The organism is Sporosarcina sp. P13, assembly GCF_002743055.1.
Classification (GTDB): Bacteria; Bacillota; Bacilli; order Bacillales_A; family Planococcaceae; genus Sporosarcina.
Map to the genome: position 1 here is coordinate 1 of NZ_PDYM01000028.1, position 26,406 is coordinate 26,406.

General features: G+C 42.7%; 23 protein-coding genes. 20 read left to right on the top strand and 3 right to left on the bottom strand.

What is annotated here, in order from left to right; all coding sequences use genetic code 11:
* The first annotated feature begins 639 nt into the window (after positions 1 to 639).
* The 3 genes from CSV79_RS12030 (at position 640) to CSV79_RS12040 (ending at position 4,608) form a co-directional block, all read left to right on the top strand.
* Positions 640 to 1,539: an ABC transporter ATP-binding protein gene (locus tag CSV79_RS12030; RefSeq protein ID WP_099689305.1), complete on the top strand. Its 900-nt coding sequence runs from the start codon at positions 640 to 642 to the stop codon at positions 1,537 to 1,539.
* A complete protein-coding gene (locus CSV79_RS12035) occupies positions 1,536 to 3,116 on the top strand; it encodes an ABC transporter permease (RefSeq protein ID WP_143560572.1) in 1,581 nt (526 codons plus the stop codon). Before CSV79_RS12030 ends, CSV79_RS12035 begins: the two co-directional genes overlap by 4 nt.
* Before the next feature lie 247 nt (positions 3,117 to 3,363).
* Positions 3,364 to 4,608: an S-layer homology domain-containing protein gene (locus tag CSV79_RS12040; RefSeq protein ID WP_099689307.1), complete on the top strand. Its 1,245-nt coding sequence runs from the start codon at positions 3,364 to 3,366 to the stop codon at positions 4,606 to 4,608.
* A gap of 45 nt (positions 4,609 to 4,653) precedes the next feature.
* On the opposite strand, the gene CSV79_RS12045 is transcribed toward CSV79_RS12040, so the two are convergent.
* Both CSV79_RS12045 and CSV79_RS12050 read right to left on the bottom strand, forming a co-directional pair.
* Positions 4,654 to 5,076, bottom strand: coding sequence for a DUF1284 domain-containing protein (locus CSV79_RS12045; RefSeq protein ID WP_099689308.1), 423 nt, complete (start codon positions 5,074 to 5,076; stop codon positions 4,654 to 4,656).
* Between the two features lie 48 nt (positions 5,077 to 5,124).
* The gene (locus CSV79_RS12050) at positions 5,125 to 6,831 is read right to left on the bottom strand and encodes a sigma-54 interaction domain-containing protein (RefSeq protein ID WP_099689309.1); all 1,707 of its coding nucleotides are present in this window, start codon (positions 6,829 to 6,831) and stop codon (positions 5,125 to 5,127) included.
* A gap of 358 nt (positions 6,832 to 7,189) precedes the next feature.
* Between CSV79_RS12050 and hutU the strand changes: the two genes are divergently transcribed.
* The 6 genes from hutU to hutH all read left to right on the top strand — a co-directional run bounded on the left by hutU (position 7,190) and on the right by hutH (position 15,814).
* On the top strand, positions 7,190 to 8,914 hold the full coding sequence (gene hutU / locus CSV79_RS12055) for a urocanate hydratase (RefSeq protein WP_099689310.1): 1,725 nt from the start codon (positions 7,190 to 7,192) through the stop codon (positions 8,912 to 8,914).
* A 102-nt stretch (positions 8,915 to 9,016) separates the two neighbouring features.
* Positions 9,017 to 10,369, top strand: coding sequence for a YjiH family protein (locus CSV79_RS12060; RefSeq protein ID WP_099689311.1), 1,353 nt, complete (start codon positions 9,017 to 9,019; stop codon positions 10,367 to 10,369).
* A gap of 50 nt (positions 10,370 to 10,419) precedes the next feature.
* Positions 10,420 to 11,682, top strand: a complete 1,263-nt coding sequence (gene hutI, locus CSV79_RS12065) for an imidazolonepropionase (RefSeq protein ID WP_233201432.1) — start codon at positions 10,420 to 10,422, stop codon at positions 11,680 to 11,682.
* Between the two features lie 18 nt (positions 11,683 to 11,700).
* On the top strand, positions 11,701 to 12,867 hold the full coding sequence (locus tag CSV79_RS12070; protein WP_099689313.1) for a M20/M25/M40 family metallo-hydrolase: 1,167 nt from the start codon (positions 11,701 to 11,703) through the stop codon (positions 12,865 to 12,867).
* 54 nt (positions 12,868 to 12,921) lie between these two features.
* The gene (locus tag CSV79_RS12075; RefSeq protein ID WP_099689314.1) at positions 12,922 to 14,271 is read left to right on the top strand and encodes a Na+/H+ antiporter family protein; all 1,350 of its coding nucleotides are present in this window, start codon (positions 12,922 to 12,924) and stop codon (positions 14,269 to 14,271) included.
* Between the two features lie 25 nt (positions 14,272 to 14,296).
* A complete protein-coding gene (hutH, locus tag CSV79_RS12080; RefSeq protein ID WP_099689315.1) occupies positions 14,297 to 15,814 on the top strand; it encodes a histidine ammonia-lyase in 1,518 nt (505 codons plus the stop codon).
* A 104-nt stretch (positions 15,815 to 15,918) separates the two neighbouring features.
* Here the strand turns inward: hutH and CSV79_RS12085 are convergent, their stop codons facing one another.
* A complete protein-coding gene (locus CSV79_RS12085) occupies positions 15,919 to 16,146 on the bottom strand; it encodes a hypothetical protein (RefSeq protein ID WP_099689316.1) in 228 nt (75 codons plus the stop codon).
* A gap of 165 nt (positions 16,147 to 16,311) precedes the next feature.
* Here CSV79_RS12085 and CSV79_RS12090 point away from each other — a divergent pair, with 165 nt between their 5' ends.
* From CSV79_RS12090 to CSV79_RS12140, 11 genes are all read left to right on the top strand, one after another.
* Positions 16,312 to 17,469, top strand: coding sequence for an ArgE/DapE family deacylase (locus CSV79_RS12090; protein WP_099689317.1), 1,158 nt, complete (start codon positions 16,312 to 16,314; stop codon positions 17,467 to 17,469).
* 39 nt (positions 17,470 to 17,508) lie between these two features.
* On the top strand, positions 17,509 to 19,008 hold the full coding sequence (locus CSV79_RS12095; protein ID WP_099689318.1) for a sodium-dependent transporter: 1,500 nt from the start codon (positions 17,509 to 17,511) through the stop codon (positions 19,006 to 19,008).
* Positions 19,009 to 19,168: 160 nt separating this feature from the next.
* Positions 19,169 to 20,326, top strand: coding sequence for a M24 family metallopeptidase (locus CSV79_RS12100; RefSeq protein WP_099689319.1), 1,158 nt, complete (start codon positions 19,169 to 19,171; stop codon positions 20,324 to 20,326).
* A gap of 45 nt (positions 20,327 to 20,371) precedes the next feature.
* On the top strand, positions 20,372 to 21,592 hold the full coding sequence (locus CSV79_RS12105; protein ID WP_158232533.1) for a diaminopropionate ammonia-lyase: 1,221 nt from the start codon (positions 20,372 to 20,374) through the stop codon (positions 21,590 to 21,592).
* A 75-nt stretch (positions 21,593 to 21,667) separates the two neighbouring features.
* Positions 21,668 to 22,327, top strand: coding sequence for a GntR family transcriptional regulator (locus CSV79_RS12110; protein ID WP_233201433.1), 660 nt, complete (start codon positions 21,668 to 21,670; stop codon positions 22,325 to 22,327).
* 220 nt (positions 22,328 to 22,547) lie between these two features.
* Complete coding sequence (locus CSV79_RS12115) at positions 22,548 to 23,795, top strand: S-layer homology domain-containing protein (RefSeq protein ID WP_158232534.1); 1,248 nt, start codon at positions 22,548 to 22,550, stop codon at positions 23,793 to 23,795.
* A 45-nt stretch (positions 23,796 to 23,840) separates the two neighbouring features.
* A complete protein-coding gene (locus CSV79_RS12120) occupies positions 23,841 to 24,035 on the top strand; it encodes a hypothetical protein (RefSeq protein ID WP_099689322.1) in 195 nt (64 codons plus the stop codon).
* A gap of 49 nt (positions 24,036 to 24,084) precedes the next feature.
* Positions 24,085 to 24,306, top strand: a complete 222-nt coding sequence (locus CSV79_RS12125) for a DUF2829 domain-containing protein (RefSeq protein ID WP_099689323.1) — start codon at positions 24,085 to 24,087, stop codon at positions 24,304 to 24,306.
* A 57-nt stretch (positions 24,307 to 24,363) separates the two neighbouring features.
* Positions 24,364 to 25,101, top strand: a complete 738-nt coding sequence (locus tag CSV79_RS12130) for a 3-oxoacyl-ACP reductase (protein WP_233201434.1) — start codon at positions 24,364 to 24,366, stop codon at positions 25,099 to 25,101.
* Between the two features lie 153 nt (positions 25,102 to 25,254).
* Positions 25,255 to 25,761: a QueT transporter family protein gene (locus tag CSV79_RS12135; RefSeq protein ID WP_233201435.1), complete on the top strand. Its 507-nt coding sequence runs from the start codon at positions 25,255 to 25,257 to the stop codon at positions 25,759 to 25,761.
* A 30-nt stretch (positions 25,762 to 25,791) separates the two neighbouring features.
* Positions 25,792 to 26,292, top strand: coding sequence for a ribosomal eL19 family protein (locus CSV79_RS12140; protein WP_143560573.1), 501 nt, complete (start codon positions 25,792 to 25,794; stop codon positions 26,290 to 26,292).
* Positions 26,293 to 26,406: the final 114 nt, after the last annotated feature.

A 26,406-nucleotide genomic window follows, 5' to 3' on the forward strand; every position in this document is an offset into this window, starting at 1 on the left:
TGAGTTAGAACCGCGCCAACCCGTGTTGAGACCGCGCCAAACTGAGTTAGAACCGCGCCAACCCGTGTTGAGACCGCGCCAAACTGAGTTAGAACCGCGCCAACCCGTGTTGAGACCGCGCCAAACTGAGTTAGAACCGCGCGAACCCGTGTTGGAACCGCGCCAAACTGAGTTAGAACCGCGCCAACCCGTGTTGAGACCGCGCCAACCCGTGTTGAGACCGCGCCAAACTGAGTTAGAACCGCGCCAACCCGTGTTGGAACCGCGCCAAACTGAGTTAGAACCGCGCGAACCAGTGTTGAGACCGCGCCAAACTGAGTTAGAACCGCGCGAACCCGTGTTGGAACCGCGCCAAACTGAGTTAGAACCGCGCCAACCCGTGTTGAGACCGCGCCAACCCGAGTTAGAACCGCGCCAACCCGTGTTGAGACCGCGCCAAACTGAGTTAGAACCGCGCCAACCCGAGTTAGAACCGCGCCAACCCGAGTCGTGAACGCACCAAACCGCTTCACAACCGCGCCAATTGTCATCCAGTCATCCTGGTAATGCATCTCAGTCATCAGAATATTCACTACATGGTATATGTGTTAAGATATACGCAATACAATGGGTCTGACTCGAACAAAGGGGGGCATACAGATGAACGTCATTGAGATGAATCAAGTGACAAAAGTATTTGGTAAGCATCATGCACTGGACGGACTCGATCTTGCGGTGAAATCTGGTGAAGTGTTTGGTTTCATTGGACCGAATGGGGCGGGAAAATCGACTACAATTCGGGTGTTGCTTGGGATGCTGCGTGCAACGAACGGTTCGGCGACGATCTTCGGTAAAGATGTATGGCGGGATGCAGTGGAAATTCATCGCCGCATTGCGTATGTGCCGGGGGACGTGAATTTATGGCCGCAGTTGACAGGTGGCGAAGTGATTGATTTATTTGCGAGTCTTCAAGGACAGATGAATGAACGAAAGCGTGATGAATTGCTTGCACGTTTTCAGTTGGATCCGACGAAGAAGTGTCGGACGTATTCAAAGGGGAACCGTCAGAAAGTAGCGCTTGTGGCAGCATTTGCATCGGATGCGGAGCTGTTTTTGTTGGATGAACCGACTTCTGGACTGGATCCTTTGATGGAGAACATCTTCCAGCAATGCGTGGCGGAAGTGAAAGCCGAGGGCAAGACGGTGTTGCTGTCGAGCCATATTTTATCAGAAGTTGAGAAGCTTTGTGATCGTGTCGGCATCATTCGGCAAGGTCGTTTGATTGAATGCGGTACATTAAATGAGCTACGGCATTTGACTCGCATGCGTTTGACGGTGGAGACGCGAGTTCCGATTGAGTCACTTGCTTCGTGGAAAGGTGTTCACAGTGTAGAGCAGACAAATACAGGGTGGGCATTTCAAGCGGATGCGGATGAAATGGAAGCGATTATGCGTAAATTAAGTGAGCATGGCATACAGAAAATTGAAAGTGCATCACCTACACTTGAGGATTTATTCATGCGCCATTATGAAGAAACAGTCGAAAGCAGGAAAGCATGATGAAAGGGAATTTTGCTGGAACTTTACGTCTCTCTCGTTTCATCATGCGGCAAGATCGGTGGCGTTATGTGTGGTGGATCTTCGGAATTGTCGCTATGACGATAGTAGTACCGCCAGCTCTTGATCAATTATATCCAACCGAGCAAGATCGTGAAATGTTGGCGGAGACGATGAAAAATCCCGTCATGACGGCAATGGTCGGACCCGCTGATCTCACGCACTATACGCTTGGTGTGATGGTGTCGCATCAGATGCTTTTAATGACGGGGATTGCAGTCGCCATTATGAACATATTATTGATGGCTCGACATACGCGATCTCAGGAAGAGGAAGGACGAGCGGAATTACTGCATTCATTGCCAATTGCACGGAACTCACAATTGACGGCTTCGATGCTAGTGCTTGTCGGTGTCAATTTGTTGCTGGCGTTACTTATTAGTATCGGATTGTATAGCCTTTCATTCGACAGTATGAATTGGTGGGGGTCGTTTTTATACGGCATGGCACTTGGCGCAATTGGATTATTTTTTGCAGGGGTTACGGCCGTTTGTGCACAACTTGCGGAAAGTTCAAGGGGTGCAGTCGGTTTGTCATTCGCTGTGATGATTAGTACGTATTTACTGCGTGCGGGTGCTGAATCGGTACCTCCATTTGGTTGGCTTACAAAAGTTCAGCCGTATAGCGAGAACAATGGATTGGCAGTCATCGCGTTAGTTGTAGGAAGTCTAGTAATATACTTTCTGTCGATAATCTTGCATGCAAAACGTGATTTAGGCTCAGGTTTTCTACCGTCGAGAAGTGGTCGAGCACATGCTTCCGTTCTTTTGCGTAATCCACTCGGACTTGCGTGGCGTCTTGAGAGAACTGCGTTTATTTCCTGGACGATTGGTATGCTTGTGCTAGCCATGTCTTATGGTTCTGTTCTTGGTGACTTGGAAAATTTTTTCCGAAGTAATGAAATGTTCGCTTCTCTGATTGTGGCGGATGAAAATAGTTCATTAGCTTTGCAGTTTTTGCCTATGCTCATGTCAGTGTTGGCTCTCATCGGTACCATTCCCGCACTTCTAGCAATCCATAAACTTGCAGGAGAAGAGCGGAGGTTAAGGCTAGATATTATCCTAGGTCGGGCGGTTTCAAGAGTGAAATTGTTAGCGGCATTTGTAGCTTTGGCTTTGATCAGCGGGTTATTGATGTTAAGTTTTTCAGCTCTCGGTTTATGGTTAGCAGCTAAGGTTTCCATGGATGAACCATTCGCTTTCCAAACGGTGTTACAAGCAAGTTTGGTTCATTTCCCGGCAGTGGTTGTGATGATTGCGATTAGCACTTGTTTGATTGGTGTCGCTCCACGTGCAACGGGACTCGTCTGGCTCTATCTATTTTACGGTTTCCTAACAGCGTATTTAGGCGGTCTATTTCAATTTCCTGAATGGATGGAGAAACTTTCACCGTATGGTTATGTATCCAAATTGCCTATTGAACAAATGAACTGGCTGTATGTTGGCAGATTGCTAACGATGGCGGCTGTTTTGCTCGTTTCTGGTTTCAATCGCTACAACAATCGAGACATTCAAGGATAGGAATGTAACTCTTTGTTCATATTGACTAACCTTGTACAAACTAATGCGTTATATAGAAGTAATAGAAAATCCGTACGAAATTGATTGATGAAAATAGTTATGGCAGACCCATCCGCAAGCGCTGGAGTGGATTCGGTGAAGGATACATCGTGGGTTCGTATCAAATATGGTTATAACCAACTAGTAATTAAATGGTAGAATGGGAGTGACTAGTAGAAACTAGTCAAACTATTCTAGGAGGGAAATAATGAAGAAAATCATTCGAGTTGTGTTGTTCACTGCATTGTTGCTCGCATTATTTGTTAGCAATATAGGATCTGTCCAAGCGGCAACGAAGGAATTCATAGATGTGCCGAAGAAGCATTCGAACTACGAAGCGATTCAAGCGATCCAAGAAGCTGGCTATATTTCCGGCTATCCAGACGGTACATTTCGTCCGAGTCAAAGCATCAGCCGTAAACACGTAGCGAAGTTATTGGATAAAGCACTGAAACTACCGGCTTACACAGGTGGCAAAGTAATCTACAAAGATGTACCGAAGAATCATGCGTACTATTCATCGATTATGAACTTAACAGAAGCGGGAATTTTTAGTGGTGGACTTGATGGGAAATTCAATCCCGAAGCACCGATCACTCGTATTCAAATGGCGAAAGTATTGGATTTGGCATATGATTTTAATATGACAGTGTACGAGGCATTTGAAGACGTTAACCGCAATCATTGGGGCTATGTCTATGCCAATGCATTAGCTGCAAGTGGAGTAGCAAAAGGGGATCAAGGTCGTTTTTATCCGAATCGCCCCGTGACGCGCGCGCATTATGCGGAGTTTTTAAACCGTGCAATCGAAGCGAAAAAAGCAGATCCTACGATTGGCAAAGTGACGAAAAACAAAGCGATTGATCTATCAAATCGACTGACAAATTTGATTGAATATACGTTAATTGAAGGTAAAAGACAGAAGAAGACCTTTGCACAGATCCGTCCGGAGTTATTGAAGTATGCGACGTTAGAATTTGTGGAGGGTAATCTTCAAGAGTATTATCCATACGTCTGCACAGAATGCGATCAATTTTTATTCCCGTTCCAATTACGAACAGAATTTAAGCTGCGCTTTGATTTCACCCAGCCATCTCCAAATAGAATTAGCGTTCAAACAGTAGAGTTTGCGGATGGTTTGGCACATGGCGGGTTTGTAGGTTACCTATTTAAGCAAGATGCTGGGAAATGGAAAATGGAAGATTACACATATAATTTAGTTGGAAAAAAGAATTTTAAGCTGACGATAGAAGAAGCAGAACAGATTATTAGAAATGATTATTTACTCTATAACGATACGGTCCGGGTTACTTATAAATCCAAGAAGCAAGTGACTGGAAAAGATATTGTATCGAATGAAAAGTACACATACGACGTCTATACATTCATAGTTGTGACAGACTACGGAACCGAAACGGTAGAAGTGGATTCAGATTCAGGGATGTATTATTAACTAGAAGAAGTGATGGAAACGATTGCCGTTCCCATCATTTCTTTTTTATTCTTGCTCCACTTCACGCAACCCAACCGCATCAATAATCCGCTCCACTCCATGCTCGCAATAACCATACGAGCGCCACGAACACGTTTCACAAATCACTTCGATATCAGAAGGCACGACGCCTACCCGAATCCGTCGCTCGACCTCCCGCCACGGTAAAACATCCCCGAATTTCAACCCAAGTCGCTTTAAAATCTCCGAATCTCGCACGTAAATGCCTTGATCTTCACAATGATAGGGCTGATCATCAGGAAACTTCGCACATAAATAATCCGGGCCTTTCATGATTTGTATCAATGTATCGGGTCGTTGCCGTAAAGCGCTGTGGACCGCAGTCATGTTTTCCGCATATTCCTTCGAGTAGCCCATCCCACGATAACCAAGCAAGCAAAATAGATGATGACCACGTAACTTAATCATGTGTTGCCGCCTTTCTAAATTAAACGGATTAAATAATATTACTCGGATTTAGGGTTTTACTAGTTGATGCTTCTTTATATGATACTGCAAGCTCTGCCGTGTAATTCCCAGTTTGCGTGCGGTTGCAGAAATATTCCAATCTGTTTGCTCTAAAGTGGACTCTATAAACCGTCTTTTAGACTGATTTAATAAGTTTTTTATTGGCCTGCTTGATTTAGTTTCCTCTTTACTTTCAAATAAATGTTGCTCAGAAACAATTTTCCCCCGAATATAGGAAGGCAAATGCTGGATTTCAATTGCTTTTGCATCTTCTGTCACCCGAATAACAATGTTTTGGATTAAATGCTCCAACTCTCTAATATTACCTGGCCACGAGTAGCGTAACAAAGCATCCCGTAAAGTGGGGGAGAGAGGAGGTGTTCTTGTCCCCATTTTCTCTTTAAATGTTTCTAAAAAGTAATTAATGAAAAATAAAACGTCTTCTGGCCGATCGCGTAATGGAGGGATAAACAGGCTTGTATTGGCGACTCGATAAAACAAATCTAGCCGCATTCTTTCTTCTTCAATCAATTTCTCCGGGTCTTCATTTGATGCACTGATAACTGTACAGCGAACAGGGGTCACGTCGTTAGATCCTACTCGACGCACTAAACGCTCTTGTAATACACGCATAAGCTTTGACTGCAAGGTCATCGGCATGGAGTTTATTTCATCCATGAAGAGGGTGCCTTCTTTGGCATATTCAAATAACCCGATTTGGTCTGTAGCCCCAGTGAAAGCCCCTTTGACGGTACCGAATAATGTGCTTTCCAATAAGTTTTCCGGAATAGCCGCACAGTTGATCGCCACAAACGGCTTATCCCTGCGCGGGCTGTGATTGTGCATACTTTGCGCGAACAGTTCCTTGCCAGTACCTGTTTCACCGACAATCAGTGTATCGGTATTATGGATGGAAACCGCCTGGGCTTCTCTCAATAGTTCTTTTAATGCTGTACTTTGGCCTTTAATATCTTCAAACGTAAAGAGCGTTCCATTTGAAGAGAAGGATTTTTCCCTTGCTACTTGGTATTTGCTTCGCTTTAATTCAATCGTTTGATAGAGCTGATCTTTTAGTTTGGATTCATTCGTACTGATAGAGAAAACGCCAATAGTTTCCCCGTCTTTCTTAATAGGGAATGTACTATAGCTGACATATTGGGGGACACCGGCCACTTTAGAGTGTGCCCGGTACCGGGAAAAAATAGGTTTGCCCGTATTAAATACATGTCGGTGCTCAGAGAACTGCGGATTGTAATTATATGCATCCCATAAAGGTTTTCCGATAATTTCTTGGGCTCGTAAACCTTCCATCTTTTCTTGGGCTTCATTATAGAGAGTGATTTCTCCATCTGCGTTACTCATCATCACACCTTCATCTATGGTTTTGATGACTTCTTCCAAACAATAGAGACGCGCTTCGTTATTATCCAATTGAAAGGCGAATTCTTTTATACATAATATAATCAGTTGATCAGGTTCTTCCATATGCTTGACAGATACCTGAAGTTTTTTCCCTTGAAGCTCAACGTAAAAAACTTCATGATCGATAAATTGTAAATCGCCTCTTCTAAACAATTCTTTGATATCTGTAGTTGTGTCTACTGAAAGGTTTAAGTTTTCTTGTAATTCAAACCATAAAACTTTGTTTGATGAATCTAGGACGATGACTCCATCGACAAAATTTTTCGCGAATGAACCAAATAGTTTAGCAAACATCTAAAAAACCTCCTATACATAGTACGACTTTTATTATATCACGCAACAATCAGAAAAATCTGCATTTGCATGCAAAATATATCTGCACACTTGAAAACGCCTTCATTTAAAGGTGATTCATGAAAGAAGTAGAGAGAATGACATGTGCAGAGAGAAGATTTATCTGCGGGGGGCGGAGAAATAGTATTGTCATCTTTCATACTAGTAATAGTAGATTTGAATGAAATTTACCGTTGATACAATAAGCTTTTGGTGGAATAGATAAATAAATTACTACAACTTTTTAAAAGTTGGCACGGTACTTGCATTATATAAAGGCGAGAAACAAAAAAACTATTTTATCCAGGGGGAATTCAATATGACTACAAAACCAGAAATCTTATATTCCGTAAAAGCACAAAGAGGACCAGAGCTTCGTTGTAAAGGATGGAGACAAGAAGCAATCCTCCGTATGTTAGAAAACAACATGGAAAATGCAGAAAAGCCAGAAGAGCTTGTTATCTATGGCGGAATAGGTAAAGCTGCGCGTAACTGGGAATCTTACCATGCGATTGTACAATCTCTAAAAGATTTGGAAGATGATGAGACATTGGTTGTTCAATCAGGAATGCCAGTGGCGGTATTTAAAACTCATAAATATGCTCCGACAGTTGTCATGGCTACAACGAACATTATGAAAGCAGATTGGCCTACGTTCTACGACTTACAGGACAAGAACCTTACAATCTATGCAAACTATACAGCAGCACCTTGGGAGTACATCGGAACACAAGGTGTTATCCAAGGAACGTTTGAAACATTATCAGCGATTGCTCGCCTTCATTATAATGACTCCCTTGTGGGCAAGATCCTATTGACTGCAGGAGCAGGTGGTATGGGAGGAAACCAAACACGTGCGATGACGATGCATGGTGGCGTTTGTATCCTTGTTGACTCCAACGTAGAGATCATCAACCGCCGTATCGAAAAAGGTTTCATCGACGAATTGGCACCTTCTTTAGATGAAGCGATCAAAAAAGCGAAAGAATATGCTGCGGCAGGCAAGCCACTTGGAATCGCAGTAGTAGGAAATGCTGCTGACGTATTTGAAGAAATTCTGAAGAGCGACTTCCGTCCGGAAATTGCAACGTCTATGACACCAGGTCATGACCCAATTTCTTATCTTCCGTCTGGCTATACAGTAGAAGAAGCAGAGCATTTGCGTGATACAGATCGTGATTTGTACTTAGAAAAAGGCCGCGAAACAATGATTCGTGAATTGAAAGCGCTTATTCAGTTTATGGATGAAGGAGTTCATGCATTTGAATACGGAACGAGTCACCGTAAAGAGTGTATGGATGCAGGGATGGATAAAGATGAGGCGAAGCGTTTGCCAGGATTCGTAGCAGAATATATACGTCCATTGTTCTGTGAAGGCCGTGGACCTTTCCGTTGGGTATGCCTATCTGGAGATGCAGAAGATCTTCGTAAGATTGATGACATGATTCTTGAGAAGTTTGCGGATGACTACTTAGTCACACGTTGGATCAAATTGGCGAAAGAGCATATTCCAATCGAAGCATTACCTGCACGGATTTGTTATATGGGCTTTGGTCAGCGTAAAAAGTTTGCATTAGAAGTAAACGACATGATTCGCCGTGGCGAGCTATCTGGACCAGTAGCGTTTTCACGTGACAATTTAGATTCGGGATCTATCGTTAACCCAACATTTGAATCAGAAAATATGAAGGACGGCAGTGATTTGATTTCTGACTGGCCGATGCTGAATGGATTATTGAACGCAGTTGGTATGTGTGATCTAATTGCGATTCAGGCAAACTATTCTATGGGGGAAGCAGTACACACAGGTGTCACAATGGTGGCGGATGGTACAGCGGAATCAGATATGCGTCTTGAAGTTGCGATGACAGTTGACTCTGGAATTGGTGTTGTACGCCATGCTCAGGCTGGTTATGAAACTGCGCGTGATGTAGCAAATGGTAAAGGTGAACTGACTGAAGATAGCATTAAAATCCCATTGTGGTGGGAAAGTAAAGCTACATTTGGCCCGAAGGATTTAGAAAAAGCAGTAGCTAAATCATAAGTAATAGAATTAAAGAAAAGTGGGTGGGGAGATCAAACGCCTGTTTGAGCTCCTCACTTCTTGTTTAATGGACTTAAACAACTACCAGGGTAGGTGAAGAGAATGAACGATGTAAAAGAGACGATCGATCAGATTGATACAGCGTATACAGACATACAACCCAATATTTACTCGGCACGTAATATGTTTAGTTTTTTCTTCTTCAGTCTAATTGGTGTGTTCATGTTCTTTGTTCCAATGGAGCTTAATGGGAAAAACTCTATACCCTTAGACCATTTAGTCACTTGGTTGCGTAATGCTTTTCCGACTACTGTTTCATATTACATTTTGATTATCATGATACTTGGTGCTGCCTATCCGTTTTATTCTGGAGGTTGGCGAAGATCCAAAATTGATATGGCGTTGTCGGGCCTGAAGGTACTTGGGGCTCTTGCATCCGTTCTAGTTTTGTTTGAAATCGGCCCTAAGTGGCTGTTGGCAGATGATATGGGGCCTTATTATTATTCAATCGTATTGACGCCTATTGGTGTGTTAGTACCGATTGGTGCGATTTTCTTGGCTTTGTTAGTAGGTTATGGATTGCTAGAGTTCATCGGTATTCTTATGCAACCTATTATGAGACCGGTCTGGAGGACACCCGGAAAATCAGCGATAGATGCCGTTGCTTCTTTCGTTGGTAGTTATTCGATTGGGCTATTGATTACCAACCGCATCTATAAGGAAGGTAAATACTCCCGACGCGAAGCAACTATCATTGCTACAGGCTTTTCTACAGTATCCGCTACGTTTATGGTTGTCGTAGCCAAGACATTGGATTTAATGGAGATTTGGAATTTATACTTTTGGCTGACATTCCTAGTTACATTTTTAGTTACAGCAATTACAGTTAGATTGTGGCCGATTAACAAAATTCCTGACGATTACTACACGGGGGAAGGTGCACCCGAAGTCATCATTCGTGAAAAGAGATTCCAGCATGCCTGGCAAGCATCGATGAAAACTGCTGAAACTGCGCCCAGCCTTTTTAAAAATGTTCTATCGACGCTGAAGGATGGCATTCTCATGGCGATGAGTATACTTCCATCAGTTATGGCAATAGGACTAATCGGTTTAATTTTGGCTAATCATACACCGGTATTTGATTATTTAGCTTATCTTTTATTGCCGTTAACTTGGATTTTGCAAATACCTGAACCGTTCCTAGCTGCAAAAGCTGCGATGATCAACTTAGTGGATATGTTTTTGCCGTCATTGATGGTAATGGATGCCAGTCTGCACACAAGGTTTATTGTAGGTTCGATTTCAATCTCAACTATTCTATTCTTTTCAGCATTGATACCTTGTGTCCTATCTACGGATATCCCGATTAAAATGCGTGAGATTTTGGTACTTTGGTTCATTCGCACAGTTTTATCATTAATTATTGTAACACCGTTAGCATTTTTATTTTTGTGAGAGCGCTTACTATTGAGGGCTATTACATTATTTAACTGGAGGTTTCTATCGTGACTCAAATAAATGGTACTACAAAAGTTGATTTGGTCATTCGTCATGCAGCAGAAGTATTGACCTGCATGGGAGAAGGAATGGCGGGTCTTGGCGTTATTAAAGATGCTTGGATTGCTGTGAAAGACGGACGTATTGCAGGAGTTGGTACAGAAAAAGAAGGAAGTACCACTATTGATCTGGACGATGCACTGCAAGTCGATGCTACGGGGAAGGTGGTTGCGCCAGGGTTTGTAGATTCCCATACGCATCTTGTTTTCAACGGCACACGTGTAGAAGAGTACGCGGCTAAAATAGCTGGTGGAGATTTAAAGAAGCTTGAGGAAATGGGTATTACCGCAGGACCGAATCGAACGATTGAACTTACTCGGCATGCATCTGAGGAAGAACTGTTCCAACAATCGAAAAAACGAATGATGAACATGCTTCAGTACGGCATGACAACGATTGAAAGTAAAAGTGGTTATGGTCTGACAACAGAAAGTGAAATTAAAATCCTAGAAGTTGGACGACGACTCGATAAAGAAACACCGGTTGATGTATATAACACATTTCTAGGGGCTCATGGATTCCCTGAAGGAATGACGAAAGAGGAATATTTACGTGTCATTATTGAGGATATGATTCCGAAAGTCGGCGAGCGAAAACTGGCGGAGTTCTGCGATGCTTGGTGTGATGATGGATATTTCACAGCGGAAGAGTCCGAACAAATTCTTGCAGCTGGCTTGAAATACGGCATGAAACCGAAACTGCATGCAGATGCTTATTCGTATATCGGTGGGTCTGATCTTGCCGTCAAGATGAATATGGTTTCCGTTGATCATTTAAACTATACACCGGTCGAAGTAATGGAGAAACTCGCCAAATCGAATGTAACAGGTGTTTTGATGCCTGCACTAGATTTTGCTGTAGGTCATAAGAAACCGTTTGATGCGCGTAAAATGCTGGATTTGGGAATGAATATCGCCCTTGCAACGGATCTTTGCCCAGCATGCTATACAGAGTCGATGCAGTTTGTTATAAATTTGGCTTGCAGGCTGTATAAGTTCACGGTGGAAGAAGCAATCAAAGCAGCGACTTATGGTGGGGCATGCGCGTTGGATTTGGATGATAGAGGCGTGATTGCTGAAGGTAAAGTAGCTGACCTTCAGATTTGGGCAATTCCTTCATACGTCCATATCGCATATGAACTCGGAACCAATATTGTGGAGACTGTATTGAAAGACGGCAAAGTAGTTGTAGAGCCTATAATGGCACAATGAGAAAAGGAGCGAATTAGAATGACAAACAAACAAGTGAAGAATAACGCAGCACAATGTGTGGATGAGAAACGCTTACTCGACTTATTTCTAGAACTAGCTAAAATTGATGGACCAAGCGGAAAAGAACAAAAGGTAGCAGACTATTTGAAAAAAGCATTGCCTGAACTTGGGTTTACTATTGAATTTGATGAAGCGCATAAAGCATTTGGCGGAGAAGTAGGCAATCTAATTGCTTACAAAGAAGGTACAGATTCATCTGTAGCGCCAGTATTTTTCTCTACACATATGGATACTGTCTTGCCAACGAAAGACTTAAAGCCCGTAATCAAAGATGGCGTAATTTACTCTGACGGAACAACGATCTTAGGAGCAGATGACCGTGCAGCGTTGGCGGCGTACTTAGAAGGCGTTCGCGCAGTAATAGAGAGTGGAATCCCGCACGGTCCGATTGAATTGGTCTTAACAGTCAATGAACAACCAGGTCTTGTAGGTGCCCGTCATCTAGATTACAGCAAACCAAAAAGTAAGTTTGGATACATTTTCGATAGTAGCGGCGACGTGGGTCAAACGATTTTGAAGGGTCCATACAGCAGCAGGATCTGGATGAAGGTAAAAGGAAATGCGGCACATATTGCGCTTAATTCAGAAGAAGGCAATAATGCGTTCATTTTGGCAGCAGCGGGTTTATTGGAAATCAACTTAGGTGAAATTGATGAGGAGACTCTAGCGAATATCGGTATTATCGAAGGCGGAGAGCTAACTTCCATTATTCCGGGTGAAGTGACGGTTGCCGGTGAAGTGCGAAGCTTCTCCAAAGAAAAGTTGGATAAGCAGCTGAAGCATATGGAAGACGCTATGCGTAAAGCGGTGGAAGATCGCGGAGGTAAGGTAGACGTAACGATCGAGAAAAAGTACAGTGGTTTCGCGATTCCAGAAAATCATATCCTAACGAAAACCGTATTGGAGGCGTCGGACAATATTAGCGTCAAGCCGTACCTAACCGAAACGCTTGGCGGAGCTGATACAAATGTATTGAATGAAAATGGCTTGATTTGTCTAACGTTAGGCAATGGTTTTCAAAACATCCATTCATTTAGAGAGTGCATCAGTATAGAGAATCTAACAAATACAGGGAGATTGACTGCAGCATTAATTCAGAAGTGGTATGAAAGCCAGAAGAAATAAGACGTAAGGATTTAACTGGAAGACAATACTGAAAAAAGAAAAGATTCCGGGGGGATGAGAGTAGTGCTAATGAATCCAGTATTCATTTCCGTAGTAGTTCTAACAGTATTAAGTCTAGGTAGAGTACACGTCATATTTGCGATATTAATGGCGGCAATTACAGCAGGTCTTCTTTCCAGTTTGTCATTATCGGACACAACTTCCTTATTTCTAAGTGGAATGGGCGGCCAGTCAGAAACTGCATTGAGCTATATATTACTAGGTATCTTTGCGGCTATGATTGCACATTCGAATATAACCAAAATGCTAATTAATAAATTGTTATCAGTTAAAAAAATGAATAAATATATGATGCTGTTGATGATTGCGGGCTTGACATGTCTGTCAGGAAACCTGATTCCAGTACATATTGCATTCATACCGATTCTAATTCCACCATTGTTGATTTTCTTCAACTATTTGCGTTTAGACCGACGAGCTGCCGCTTGTGCTCTAACGTTTGGATTGAAGATGCCTTATATTTTAATTCCAGCAGGCTACGGGTTGATTTTCCACGGAATCATCGTGCAGGAGATCAGTGCCAATGGGATGCCTGTCACATTATCACAAGTACCGCTAGCAATGGCGTTACCGGCAGTTGGTATGTTTGTCGGTTTGTTTATAGCAATTTTCATCACGTATCGCAAACCACGCGATTATGATTCTGCTGAAGAACGTGCTAGCCAGGAAGAATTATTTTCGTCCGCTGTTCAACTGGCTGCTACTGAAGAACAGGTTAAACACAAATTTGATCTACGAGATATACTTACACTTGTTGCTATTGTCGCGGCACTGGCGGTTCAGATTCTTTTACACTCATTGGTGATCGGTGCGCTTGTCGGGATTATCGTGATGTTTGCTGCAAGAGTTGTCACATTGGGTGAAGGCGAAGTGGTCGTACAAGAGGGTGTCAAACTTATGGGGGCTATTGCATTTGTCATGCTTTTGGCTTCTGGTTATGCAACTGTTTTAAAAGATACAGGTGCTGTAACGGATTTGGTAACTGCTGTGGAAGGATATTTCAGCTATGGTAAAGTAGCTGGCGCTGCACTACTATTATTGATAGGTTTACTAGTGACGATGGGTATCGGGACATCCTTTGGTACAATTCCGATATTAGCCGCCGTATTTGTTCCAATTTGTATGGTTATGGGTTTTAGTCCGCTTGCAACAATTGCGTTGATTGGTACAGCGGGAGCATTGGGTGACGCAGGTTCACCAGCTTCAGATAGTACGCTTGGTCCCACATCAGGATTAAACGCGGATGGTAAGCATCATCATATTTGGGATACTTGTGTACCTACATTTTTGCATTATAATATTCCATTATTTGTATTCGGGATAGTAGCGGCCGTAATTTTATAAATACTACAGTATAAGAGGTGTTTGAATGAGTAAGGAAATGGTAATTTATTTGGATGGTGAATCGCTGGATCGTCAACAGATAGAGAGAATCGTCTACGATAGGGTAGAAGTTGGCATTTCGGAGCATTCGCTTAAGCGGGTTCAAGAGAGCCGTGAGCGTATTGAAAAGCAATTGCGCGACGGAAAGGTAATCTACGGTGTAAATACGGGCTTCGGAAAGCTAAGTGATATTCAGATTGAGGAAGAGGATATTACGAAATTGCAACTCAATTTACTTCGGGCAGATGCTGTTGGTGTTGGAGATCCTTTGCCACAACCCATTGTACGGGCCATGATGATTTTGCGTGCAAATGCATTAGCAAAAGGGTTCTCTGGAATTAAGGAAGATACGTTACAGTTATTGATTCAACTGATCAATAAAGGCGTGCATCCGGTCGTTCCTAGTAAAGGATCTGTAGGTGCAAGCGGTGACTTGGCCCCTTTATCACATGTGGCGATTGTGTTGATTGGAGAAGGGCGTGCAGAGTTTGAGGGAGAGATCTTGCCTGGCGGAGAGGCCCTAAAACGTGCTGGATTACAACCGGTCACATTGCAGGCTAAAGAGGGACTTGCCTTAATTAATGGCACGCAAGCTATGACAGCTGTTGGGGTTATTGGATTGAATGAAGCCGAACGCGTGGGTCTTGCTGCGGATATGGCAGCAAGTCTTACAATGGAAGCATTACAGGGGATCATTACTGCATTTGATAAAGAACTTCTTGCGGTGCGGCCGCATAAAGAAATGGAGGTAGTCGGTTCCCGTATAAGAAATTGGTTGGAAGGTAGTAAGCGCATAACAAGCCAGGGGCAAATTCGTATGCAAGATGCCTATTCTATTCGGTGTATCCCACAAGTACACGGTGCTTCTTGGCAATCGCTACAATATGTAGATGATCGGTTAAGTGTAGAAATGAACTCTGCCACGGATAACCCGATTATCCTTGAAAACGGTGAAATTATTTCAGGTGGTCACTTCCACGGACAGCCGATTGCGCTTGCTATGGACTTTATGAAAGTTGGAGCCGCGGAATGGGCTAATATTTCCGAAAGACGTATTGAGCGATTAGTAAACCCTCAGTTAAGCGGACTATCTCCGTTTCTTGCAACAGATCCAGGCTTGGAATGTGGTCTGATGGTAGCGCAATATGTTGCAGCGGCACTTGTTTCGGAGAATAAGGTGCTTGCTCATCCAGCGAGTGTAGATTCTATTCCGACTTCGGCCAACCAGGAGGACCATGTCAGTATGGGAACAATTGGCTCGCGACAAGCACGTGAAATCATTCATAACAGTTCCCGCGTCATCGCAATTGAACTAATTTGTGCTTCACAGGCTATTCACTTGGAACAGATAGAGAACAAACTGGCTCCTGCCACTAAAGCCTATTTAGAAAAAGTGCGTAAGATTTGTCCGCCATTAGAAGCTGATCGTGATATCTCTGAACAAATTGAAGAGTTATCGAAATTTATCTTGCGCGATGATACATTGACGCAAGATGTTAAGTAATTTAACGAAACATACTTTAAAATCATTTCCGTGTAACGATATGCAGAGTCGTTATGTAGAAGTCATGTTAGGTTTCCATATATATGCTAGGTTAAAGCGCATCACTATTGTGGTGCGCTTTTGAAGTTTGCTACGATTAACTGAATTTCTTCGCTTGGCTCACCTTCTTCAACTAACTCATTCACAATCTCACATCGAATAATATCGTTACGCTTAATAGATTGTAGATCTTTAAATGCCCCTACCCAAAGCCTCTGATTCCCGATAATCTCCAAAAATACTAACGTATGAAAAGGCTTCGTATTCGTCTGATGTCCCTTTAAATTTCTCATTATCACTTTACATAGGAATGAAAAGTTTTACCCATTGAAGTGTACACAACTATTTAATTCCCTTATATATTTAAAATTTTTTAAAAAGTCTTTCATTAGTATGTGGAGTGTGATATATTACTGAATAATAAATGAAGTTAGAAAGTTCGAGGAGGTACAAACGAGATGTCAGCGCTTACAAAAACAGAAATTCTTAATCTACTACAAGACTTGATCAGAATTCCATCCGTCAATCCTGTATTGGCTCCAACTGAAGGGCATAATGAGGTGAAAATTGCAGAGTTTGCGGTGGAGTGGTTACAGCGACACCATGTACATGCGGAAATTGAATATGTTAAACCCGGACGGCCGAATGTCTATGCCGAAGTGGGTGACGGTGACGGACCGACATTATGTTTATGTGCACATTTAGATACAGTAGGAACAGATGGTATGGAAATCGATCCATTTGAACCTACAGTAGAAGGGAATCGAGTGTACGGTCGAGGAAGTTGCGATATGAAAGCAGGAGCTGCTGCGATTATGAGCACTGCTGCAATCTTGGCTGCAGAAGGTACGGTCAAAGGAAAAGTAATTTTAGCATTAGTATGCGATGAGGAATATGCGAGTATCGGCGCTGATCATTTCGTTAAACAACATAAAGCGGATGCTTGTATCTTGACGGAACCAAGTGATTTGAAAATGGTAGTAGCCCATAGAGGGTTTTTATGGGGCAAGATTACAACGATTGGACGAAGCGCACATGGAGCAAGGTGGGATATTGGTGAAAGCGCTATCACGAAAATGGGCTCGGTCATTGTAGGGTTGGATCGATTGGATAAAGAGGTACTACGAGAAAGAACGCATCCATTAGTTGGTCCAGCCTCCATGCATGTAAGCTTGGTTACTGGCGGTATAGGAGTCTCGACATATGCACCAGAATGCCAGATTCAGATTGAACGAAGAACTTTACCGAATGAATCGATCGATGAAATTAAAAAAGAAATTGAACAAGTTGTACAGGCAGCTGCGGAAGGGTCAAAGATTGAGTGGTTTTTCAGAAGAGATCCTTTATTATGCGATGAAAATGAACTCATCATGCAACATGTTTCGAATGCTTATCAGTCTGTAGTAGGAACAGAAGTTGAAAAAGTTGGCTGGGAAGTTTGGACGGATGCCGCAGTTTTCCACGAGGCAGGGATCCCTACATTGAACATCGGTGCTACTGGTTTTGGACTTCATGAGCCAGTGGAGTGGGTAGATTTTGATTCTGTGATGAAGAATACAGACATATTAGTGCAGTCTGCTAGAACATTCTTAAAAGATCCTAGTTTTAACAAGTAACCTAGTAAAACACCATTATGAAAATCAGGGGGTATCCATTTGAAAAAGTCATCGGCAGGTTATTCTACACAGTTAGGGTTAGTTATTACGCTTATTGCAGGTTCAGTAGGGCTCGGAAACATTTGGAGATTTCCGAGAATCGCCGCCGAAAATGGTGGAGGAACATTTATAGTCGCTTGGGCTATTATGATGATACTTGTTTGTTTGCCAATTATGTTGGGGGAACATTCGATGGGACGAGCTACACGACACGGCCTTCCTGGCGCTTTTAAAGACTTTATCGGTAGCAAATATACGTGGATGGGCATCACTGTCACGATTATGATGTTTGCTTTAAATGCCTACTACACCGTATTAACAGGCTGGGTTGTTTACTATTTAGGATTATCTATTACAAATGGATATAAAGGTGAAGATAAAGCCGTACTTTTTGACACGGTATCTGGTGGTAACTATATAACTGTACTAATCTTTGTTGCGCTCATCTCATTAGCTTGTTACATAGCGTATAAAGGAATTAAAGGAATTGAGAAAGTATCGAAAGTATTTTTACCGATTCTATTTATCAGTCTAGCAATCGTCGCGATTTACTCAATTACATTACCAGGTTCGTCAAAAGGGTTGAATTATTTATTCTCTTTTGATCCTACTCTATTATTCAGTTCAAAGATTTGGCTTGAGGCCTTAACGCAAGCAGTTTGGTCGGCTGGAGCGGGCTGGGGATTAGTTATTACGCTTGCTGTTTTTACAAAGTCTAAATCTGATTTGTCATTAACGACTAGTATCCAAGTGGCGGGCGACGGTATGGTAGCGTTACTTGCTGGTATGGCCGTTGTACCTGCGGTGTTCGCAATGGCTCCGACAATTGAAGCTGCAGAAGGTATTTTGACACAAGGCAATTTTGGTTTAACGTTTATTTCATTGACCAATCTATTTGAACAAATGCCAGGGGGCTACTATATTGGAGTTTTGTTCTTCCTAAGCTTAGCATTGGCAGCGTTTTCATCTGTTATCGCAAGTGTGATGATTGTCATTTTGCCACTAGCAGATTCGGGGGTTTCTAAGAAGAAAGCAATTCTCTGGACATACTTAATCTTGATCGTTTGGGGTCTACCTTCTGCTTGGAATCCAACGTTCTTATCGAATCAAGACTGGATTGTTGGTCAAATGATGGTATTCGGTGCGTTTCTATCTTGCTTTGCACTCTATAAATTTGGTGTCTCAAAAGTACGTAAAGAGTTTATTAATAATCCCTATACAGGTATGCCGATTGGTAAGTGGTGGGAGTATTCCATCAAGTATATCGCGCCTGTCATTATCGTGATTATGTTTGTTTGGTGGTCTGTCCAATCGATTGGTTGGGATGATCAGTGGTGGAATCCATTTGCTGCATTAAGCTTAGGTACGTTGATTTTACAGGGAGGACTTATGCTGTTGATCAGTATTATTTTCAATAACCGAGTGAGCGATTCTATTCAGACAAAGCATTATATAGGCAACGGTTTTCCGGAAATTCCGAAAAACGACTACTCCGAGTAATAAAACTACTACGTATAGATGGGATGGGTTTCTATGACTATAAATGCAGTAATTATGATGATTATTATACTAGGTTCATTTTTTGGAGGGTTTGCAATTATGCTAGCTCGCCTTTTGGGAAATGCAAAGAATGTTGAGAATGAATAAGGAGTGACAAAGAATGTCATATATAACATTTACAGAAGAAGATTTCGTTCCAAGAATTGCTACATGTCAAAGGAAATTGGAGCAACAAGGCTTTGATGGCCTGCTTGTAACGGCTGAAAGTAACTTAACGTATTACTGTAACTTCCATACCCATGCACCTTGGTCCACCTTTACAAGATCTGCTTTTCTATTTATTCCGCTAAAGGGTAAGCCGTTGCTTTACGTACATGTCTTCCAAGTGCCAGATGCTGAGAAAATCACAAAAGGTTGCGATGTATTAGGCTTTGAAAGCTTGACAGGACCGACTGCCAAAGAGCTTCGTGACGTCATGGACGCGCGAGGAATGGCAAGTGGAACGATTGGGATGGAAATGGGCCATGAGCAATTAATCGGATTCCAATTAAATTTATATGAATCATTGAAGAAGGAACTCTCAGCAGTTCAATTTAAAGATGCTTCAAATCTCATTTGGAGTCAACGAGTGATTAAATCACCGAAAGAAGTGGCGTGTATTCGTAAAGCATGTGAAGCGACTAGCTTTGCACATGATAAAGTGTTCGCGAATATGAAAGAAGGCATGACGGAGTTGGACATGTCGAGGCTTGTTCAAAGGTACATGCTTGAAGGTGGCGCAGATGCTCCAGGGTTCGTTATCCTCACTTCAGGCGTAGAAAATTACGATCGAATTAGCAAAACAGCAACCGACAGAATGTTAGTAAATGGCGATTATATTTTCTTGGATTTAGGTGCCAGGTACAATGGCTATTGGTCTGACTTTTGCCGGACGGGCGTAATTGGAAAAGCGAGTGAAGAACGCAAGACGTATCAACAGAAAATACATGAAGTGACGATGCGGGCAGCGGAAATTATGCGTCCAGGTGTTCCGGTAGCCGATCTAGCGAGAGCGTGTTTTAAAGAAATGGAGCGCGTGGGTATTGATGCAAACTTCGAGTGTGGTAGATTGGGTCATAGTATGGGACTGATGAGCACAGAGCCGCCATCCATCACAATCTATGATGATGCGATACTAGAAGAAGGCATGATTATTAATCTAGAACCAGGCGTAGTCAATGAATTAGGGATTTTTAATTTAGAAGAAAACTTCGTCATCACAAAAGATGGTGCGGATCTTCTTTCAGGCGGCAGTCGAGAACTTCATTCAATTATGTAAACAAGCCAATATATGAAGAATATAAATAAAAGGGGACAAGAAAAAATGACGGTTCAAGTATTTAATGGATGTAAAGTGAGTAGTGGGAAGAAGCAAGCAATAGAAAAGAGTAATTTCCTGACAGTGAAGAAAGCAGAAGAGATTAAGGACTTTTTTAAAACTGTAGAAGAGTATAAAGAGACCCCTTTAGTATCACTAGATTCTCTAGCAGAAAAGCTTGGCGTTAAAAAAATCTACGTAAAAGACGAATCTACACGGATGGGCCTAAACGCATTTAAAGTCATCGGTGGATTATATGGTATTTCCAAAATACTATGCGAAAAATTGAATGTGGAGCTGCATGAGATTACATTTGATTACCTATTATCTGAAGAAGTCTATGAAGTGATTAAAGATTTTGTTTTCATCTCAGCTACTGACGGTAATCATGGGAAAGGCATTGCCTGGATGGCCAATAAATTGGGATGTAAATGCGTAATCTATATGCCTAAAAACACAGTATCTTCACGTGTCGAAGCGATTGAATCATTGGGCGGTACAGTGCATGTTACAGAGATGAATTATGACGATACGATGCGAGAAGTTGTGAAAATCGCTGAAGAAAATAATTGGTATCATGTGCAGGATCAAGCATGGGGTGAGTATACTACGATACCGAATTGGATTTCAGAAGGTTATATGCTGATTGCACATGAAGCAAACGAGCAAATGATTGCAGATGAAACGCCAGCACCGACGCATATTATGTTGCAAGCAGGAGCGGGTTCATTTGCATTCGGTATCGCGGGTTATTATGCAGATGCGTATGCGAATAATAAACCACATATGACTATTTTAGAGCCCGAAAATGCGGCATGTTACTTTGAATCTATCCAACAAGACCGGTATACTACAGTAAGTGGAGAACTTAAAACAATTATGGCAGGATTATCTGTAGGCGAGCCGAACACAGAAGCGTGGACTACATTAAAGGCTGTAACGGATGCTTTTGTGACGCTACCGGATTATGTGTCCGCACGAGGTATGCGCGTGCTTGCAAGCCCACTTGGTACCGATCAGCGTGTAGTATCTGGAGAATCGGGTTCATCCATCGGTATCGGTTTGCTATCTTTAGTAGATACGAAAGAGGCAGCAGGATTAAAAGAAACATTGCAACTCGACGAACACTCAGTTGTGTTATTATTTAATACAGAAGGCAATACAGATCCAGAAGGGTATGAGAATATTGTCTGGGGTGGCTGCTATCCTACACCGACTATGTCATAAAAGAAAAATTGTACGGGGGTTTCCTAAAGCGTAACCCAGCTGTTAGTAAAGGGAATGAATGGGGGGTGAATGGTTATGGAAGGTAGTGTGAAAATCAAACGCACATTCATGCGAGATGAAGCGTATGACATTCTACAAAACTGGATTATTGCAGGGAAACTAGAACCAGGTGCGCTATTGAGAGACCAGGACTTGTCTGACTTATTGGGGATAAGCCGGACGCCTATTCGAGAAGCGCTGTTACGATTGGAACGAGATGGACTTGTAGTAACGAAGCCAAATAGGTCAACCACAGTCACCCAAGTTCATTTTGAAGAAGCGGCTAATATTTATCTTCTGGTGGAAACACTAGAAAGCTTGGCGATGGATCAAGCATTTCCGAATATTACAGATGATGTGATTCGTGAGATGGAAGAATTAAATGAGCAATTTATCGATCAGTTACATACTGGGGATAAAGTGGCGGCTTTCCAAATAGATAGTGAGTTTCATCAAAAGATTATAGATCTATCCAATAATCCTGAACTAGTAAAGTTACTGGCGAATTTAAAGATAAAAGTACAGCGTATGGAAATCTATTACTTCAGCCTTGCGGATAACGGTGAGAAGTCCATTCATGAACACAAAGTAATTATAGATTCTCTTAAAAAGAAGTGTAAAAAGAGTGCGAAAGAAGCTATCCAATCGAACTGGAGAAATAGTTTGAGTCGGATGATGGATCGTAATCTAGAGTAAGAAAAATAAATTTTAAAATAGATGCATCTTTCATTGATAATAGGGTATAGAACCTTATTAGATCAATGCAAAGATGCTTTTTTGTTATTCTAGCAAACTTATAATAGCGGTAGTCTGAATATTTCTTTAATTGGTAGATGCGAATATAGTGCTAGCAAGTAAAATAGAATGAACAAGTACGTTACATACGACAAATATAATGTGTGGGGAGGAACAGATTATGAAGAAGTTCAGTCGAAGCTTTGTATGCACTCTATTGTTCGTAATGCTTTCATTTACTATTTTTCCAGGAACGAGTCAAGCGGCAGTAAAAGATTTCGAGGATGTGCCAACGACCCATTCGAATTATAAAGCAATCCAGTATATGCAGGAGCAAGGGCTTATTGGAGGATATCCGGATGGAACGTTCCGACCGCAAGATCCTATCAGCCGTAAGCATGTCGCTGCATTATTGGACAAAGCGCTAAAGTTGCCTCAGCCAACGAACAATCAAGTGAAGTTTTCGGATGTACCGAAGACGCATCCGTACTACACTTCCATCATGAAATTATCAGAAGCGGGTATTGTCAGCGGAGGCGTGGATGGAAGATTTAATCCGGAGGCACCGATTACGCGTATCCAGATGGCGAAAGTATTAGATCTAGCATTCGATCTTCATATGACAACACAAAATGCATTTTATGATGTCTATTTGGATCATTGGGGTTATGTTCATGCCAATGCGCTATTTGCTAGCGGTGTAGCGAAAGGGTATCAAGGTGAGTTTTCACCAAATGAGTCCGTCACACGCGCACATTATGCGGAGTTTTTGTACCGCGCGATTCTTGTACGGGATGCTCGTCCGGTTACGGATAAAGTGACCAAAGGAAAAGCATGGGATCTAACGAATCGCCTGACTTATTTTCTTGAACACACGATGAGAAAAGGACAAATGAATGGTCAACCGTTTGACGATATAAAAACAGATTTGTATCCGTATGCTACGAAAGATTTTGTGGACAACAGCTTGAAAACTTATTATCCGAAAGCGTGTGTAGAATGTTATTCAAATGCTCTTCCACAATTGCGTATGGAGCCATATGTCCGTTTCGAATTCACTCAACCAGACACAAACACGCTTCAAGTCCAGACAGTAGAATTCCAAAATGGCATTTCCACTGGTGGCTTTTTGGACTACACATTCAAGAAGCAAGAGGGGAAATGGAAAGTGGCGAACTTCAAGTTTGTCCCAGCTGGAACAAAGAACTTCGAACTGACAGTGGACGAAGCAAAGAAGGTCATCCAAGAAGAATATAAATCGTATAACTATAAGGAAGTCGCAATCAAATACGTAACAAAAACTCAACAAGTTGAACTGGATCCTGTAACAGATGAGCCGTATACATTCGACCAATACGTATTTAATGCAGTGACGGAATATGGTCGATACAAAGTACACTTCAATTCAGCGGATGGTCTGATGCAATAATGTGAAATAAATAGTGAAGCCACATTCCAAGAGCGTTCATGGAGTGTGGTTTGTTTTTTTGGGGGCGCGCTCGTAGAAAGCGTCCTCGCGCTCATAGAAAGTGCTCCCGCGCTCATAGATTGTGGTCACGCGCTCATAGAAAGCGTCTTCACGCTCATAGAAAGTGCTCCCGCGCTCATAGAAAGCGTCCCCGCGCTCATAGACGCCAGTTATCTTGTCCAGCCATATCAGCTATGGTAATCTAAAGCTACCGAAAAAACTCTATGTGCGTGAGGAAGGATGTAACTAAATGAACTTCGAAGAAATTTTGCCACGACTAAAAGCAGGCGAAAAAGTGATCCGCGGGAATTGGGGCGGTGCTGAACTATATGTGAAACTGGTCCCAGCGGAAACACTAGACGGTGAAACGATGAATCCGTATTTCGTGATCAATGTGCGCGGGGAAGGCTACACGATGTTTACGCCGACCGTATGCGATTTGCTGGCGGAAGATTGGAAAATTGTTGAGTAATTAAACGACAACGAGCGCATGGGTAACCATGGGCTTTTTTGATTGGAGGAAATCAAGGTGCAACATGAATTTTCAGGTAAGAACGTATTTATTACAGGGGCGGCTTCAGGAATTGGGCGTGCCCAGGCTGTTGAGTTTCTTAAAAATGGTGCGAATGTTTATGGTTTTGATGTCGATCAAGCGGGTTTAACTTCATTGGCGGAATGTTACGATGGTTTCCGTTTTACAGCGGGTAGTGTGCGCAATCATGCCGATGTTTTGGAGGCAGTGACGCAGGCGGGGGATATTGATATTTTGTGTAATACAGCGGGTGTACTTGACGGTTTCGCGAAAACATTGGAAACGGATGAAGCGTTATGGGATCGCATTATGGATACGAATTGTAAGGGAATGTTTCTTGTGACGAATGCTGTTCTGCCGAAAATGCTTGAGCGGAAATCTGGAGTGGTTGTCAATATGGCATCGATTGCAGGCTTAGTGGCAGGTGGTGGAGGTGCTGCATATACCGCATCAAAGCACGCGGTTATCGGCTATACGAAACAACTATCGATGGACTATTGCAGAGAAGGAATTCGTGCAAATGCGATTGCACCGGGCGCAATTCAGACACCGATGAATGCGGCAGATTTTGCGGGGGATGGTGATATGGCGAAGTGGGTGGCGGATGAAACGCCGGCCGGTCGCTGGGCGCAGCCTGAAGAAGTAGCTAAACTGACACTGTACTTGGCGTCGAACGCAGCTAGCTATATTCACGGTAGCGTGATTCCGATTGATGGAGGGTGGACCGCAAAGTAATAGTTTCCAGTACCCATCATTTCTGCTATACTAGGCAAGCAGTCTTTACGTCTGCACTACGGAACTTCTTGATAGAGCGATAGGCTCTCTCTTCCTTTGTCCGTAGTTATTACTAAAACGGCTTTGATGCTGTTTTATAAAGGAGGAATATATATGACGTTACTCTCAAAAGAGCGACCGGGCATAGCAGTCGGAGAGATTGCGAAGATGGCCATAGTAGCTAGCCTATATGTGGCTGTTACGGTCATGCTTGCTGTCGTCAGCTTCGGTGCCATTCAACTACGTCTATCGGAAATGTTCAACTACTTAGCTTTGTTTAATAAGCGCTATGTGATCGCTGTAACAGCAGGTGTCGTACTAGCAAACTTCTTTTCCCCGACATGGTTCTTGGACGTTCCCGTTGGCGGACTTGCGACGTTTCTTGTGCTGATCATTAGTCGAGCAGCTACGAAAAATATGAAGTCGATGAAGATGAAATTTGTCTGCATGGCTCTCATTGCGGTCTTCTCGATGTTTAGTATTGCTGGTCAGTTGACGTTGCTGTATGGTTTACCATTCTGGTTTACCTGGTTCACAGTCGGCGTTGGCGAGTTATTGTCGATGACTGTTGGCGGCATGATTATGCTAGCTCTTTCGAAAAAAATAGATTTTAGTAAGTGAGTGATGAAAAGCACATCCCTTTTGGGGGATGTGCTTTTTTGTTTTGAAGAAATTGTACCCGCGCTCATAGAAAGCGTCCTCGCGCTCATAGAAGTTGTTCTCGCGCTCATAGAAGTTGTTCGCGCGCTCATAGAAAGCGTCCTCGCGCTCATAGAAGTTGTACCCGCGCTCATAGAAAGCGTCCTCGCGCTCATAGAAGTTGTACCCGCGCTCATAGCAAGTGTACTCGAGCTCATAGAAGCTGCTCCCGCGCTCATAGAAGTTGCTCCCGCGCTCATAGAAGTTGCTCCCGCGCTCATAGAAGTTGTTCTCGCGCTCATAGAAGCTGCTCCCGCGCTCATAGAAAGCGTACTCGCGCTCATAGAAGCTGCTCCCGCGCTCATAGAAGCTGCTCCCGCGCTCATAGAAGCTGCTCCCGCGCTCATAGAAGTTGCTCCCGCGCTCATAGCAAGTGTACTCGCGCTCATAGAAAGCGTCCTCGCGCTCATAGAAGGTGCTCCCACGCTCATAGAATACAATCCACGCCCATAGAAAATCGATCACAAGATAAACTACTAGGTCTATCTGAAACATCACGAATAATAATGCTAGTATATTTTAATTCCCGACAACTTTATATATCCCGAAAACCTATTGACTCTTTAT

What these genes read in the sequence shown, in the direction of transcription:
- CSV79_RS12100 (WP_099689319.1), top strand. Translation starts at nt 19,169, where the DNA reads ATGTCATATATAACATTTACAGAAGAAGATTTCGTTCCAAGAATTGCT.
- CSV79_RS12030 (WP_099689305.1), top strand. Translation starts at nt 640, where the DNA reads ATGAACGTCATTGAGATGAATCAAGTGACAAAAGTATTTGGTAAGCAT.
- CSV79_RS12090 (WP_099689317.1), top strand. Translation starts at nt 16,312, where the DNA reads ATGTCAGCGCTTACAAAAACAGAAATTCTTAATCTACTACAAGACTTG.
- CSV79_RS12135 (WP_233201435.1), top strand. Translation starts at nt 25,255, where the DNA reads ATGACGTTACTCTCAAAAGAGCGACCGGGCATAGCAGTCGGAGAGATT.
- CSV79_RS12115 (WP_158232534.1), top strand. Translation starts at nt 22,548, where the DNA reads ATGAAGAAGTTCAGTCGAAGCTTTGTATGCACTCTATTGTTCGTAATG.
- hutU (WP_099689310.1), top strand. Translation starts at nt 7,190, where the DNA reads ATGACTACAAAACCAGAAATCTTATATTCCGTAAAAGCACAAAGAGGA.
- CSV79_RS12060 (WP_099689311.1), top strand. Translation starts at nt 9,017, where the DNA reads ATGAACGATGTAAAAGAGACGATCGATCAGATTGATACAGCGTATACA.
- CSV79_RS12035 (WP_143560572.1), top strand. Translation starts at nt 1,536, where the DNA reads ATGATGAAAGGGAATTTTGCTGGAACTTTACGTCTCTCTCGTTTCATC.
- CSV79_RS12050 (WP_099689309.1), bottom strand. Translation starts at nt 6,831, where the DNA reads ATGTTTGCTAAACTATTTGGTTCATTCGCGAAAAATTTTGTCGATGGA.
- CSV79_RS12045 (WP_099689308.1), bottom strand. Translation starts at nt 5,076, where the DNA reads ATGATTAAGTTACGTGGTCATCATCTATTTTGCTTGCTTGGTTATCGT.
- CSV79_RS12040 (WP_099689307.1), top strand. Translation starts at nt 3,364, where the DNA reads ATGAAGAAAATCATTCGAGTTGTGTTGTTCACTGCATTGTTGCTCGCA.
- CSV79_RS12085 (WP_099689316.1), bottom strand. Translation starts at nt 16,146, where the DNA reads ATGAGAAATTTAAAGGGACATCAGACGAATACGAAGCCTTTTCATACG.
- CSV79_RS12105 (WP_158232533.1), top strand. Translation starts at nt 20,372, where the DNA reads ATGACGGTTCAAGTATTTAATGGATGTAAAGTGAGTAGTGGGAAGAAG.
- CSV79_RS12110 (WP_233201433.1), top strand. Translation starts at nt 21,668, where the DNA reads ATGGAAGGTAGTGTGAAAATCAAACGCACATTCATGCGAGATGAAGCG.
- hutH (WP_099689315.1), top strand. Translation starts at nt 14,297, where the DNA reads ATGAGTAAGGAAATGGTAATTTATTTGGATGGTGAATCGCTGGATCGT.
- CSV79_RS12125 (WP_099689323.1), top strand. Translation starts at nt 24,085, where the DNA reads ATGAACTTCGAAGAAATTTTGCCACGACTAAAAGCAGGCGAAAAAGTG.
- CSV79_RS12070 (WP_099689313.1), top strand. Translation starts at nt 11,701, where the DNA reads ATGACAAACAAACAAGTGAAGAATAACGCAGCACAATGTGTGGATGAG.
- CSV79_RS12075 (WP_099689314.1), top strand. Translation starts at nt 12,922, where the DNA reads ATGAGAGTAGTGCTAATGAATCCAGTATTCATTTCCGTAGTAGTTCTA.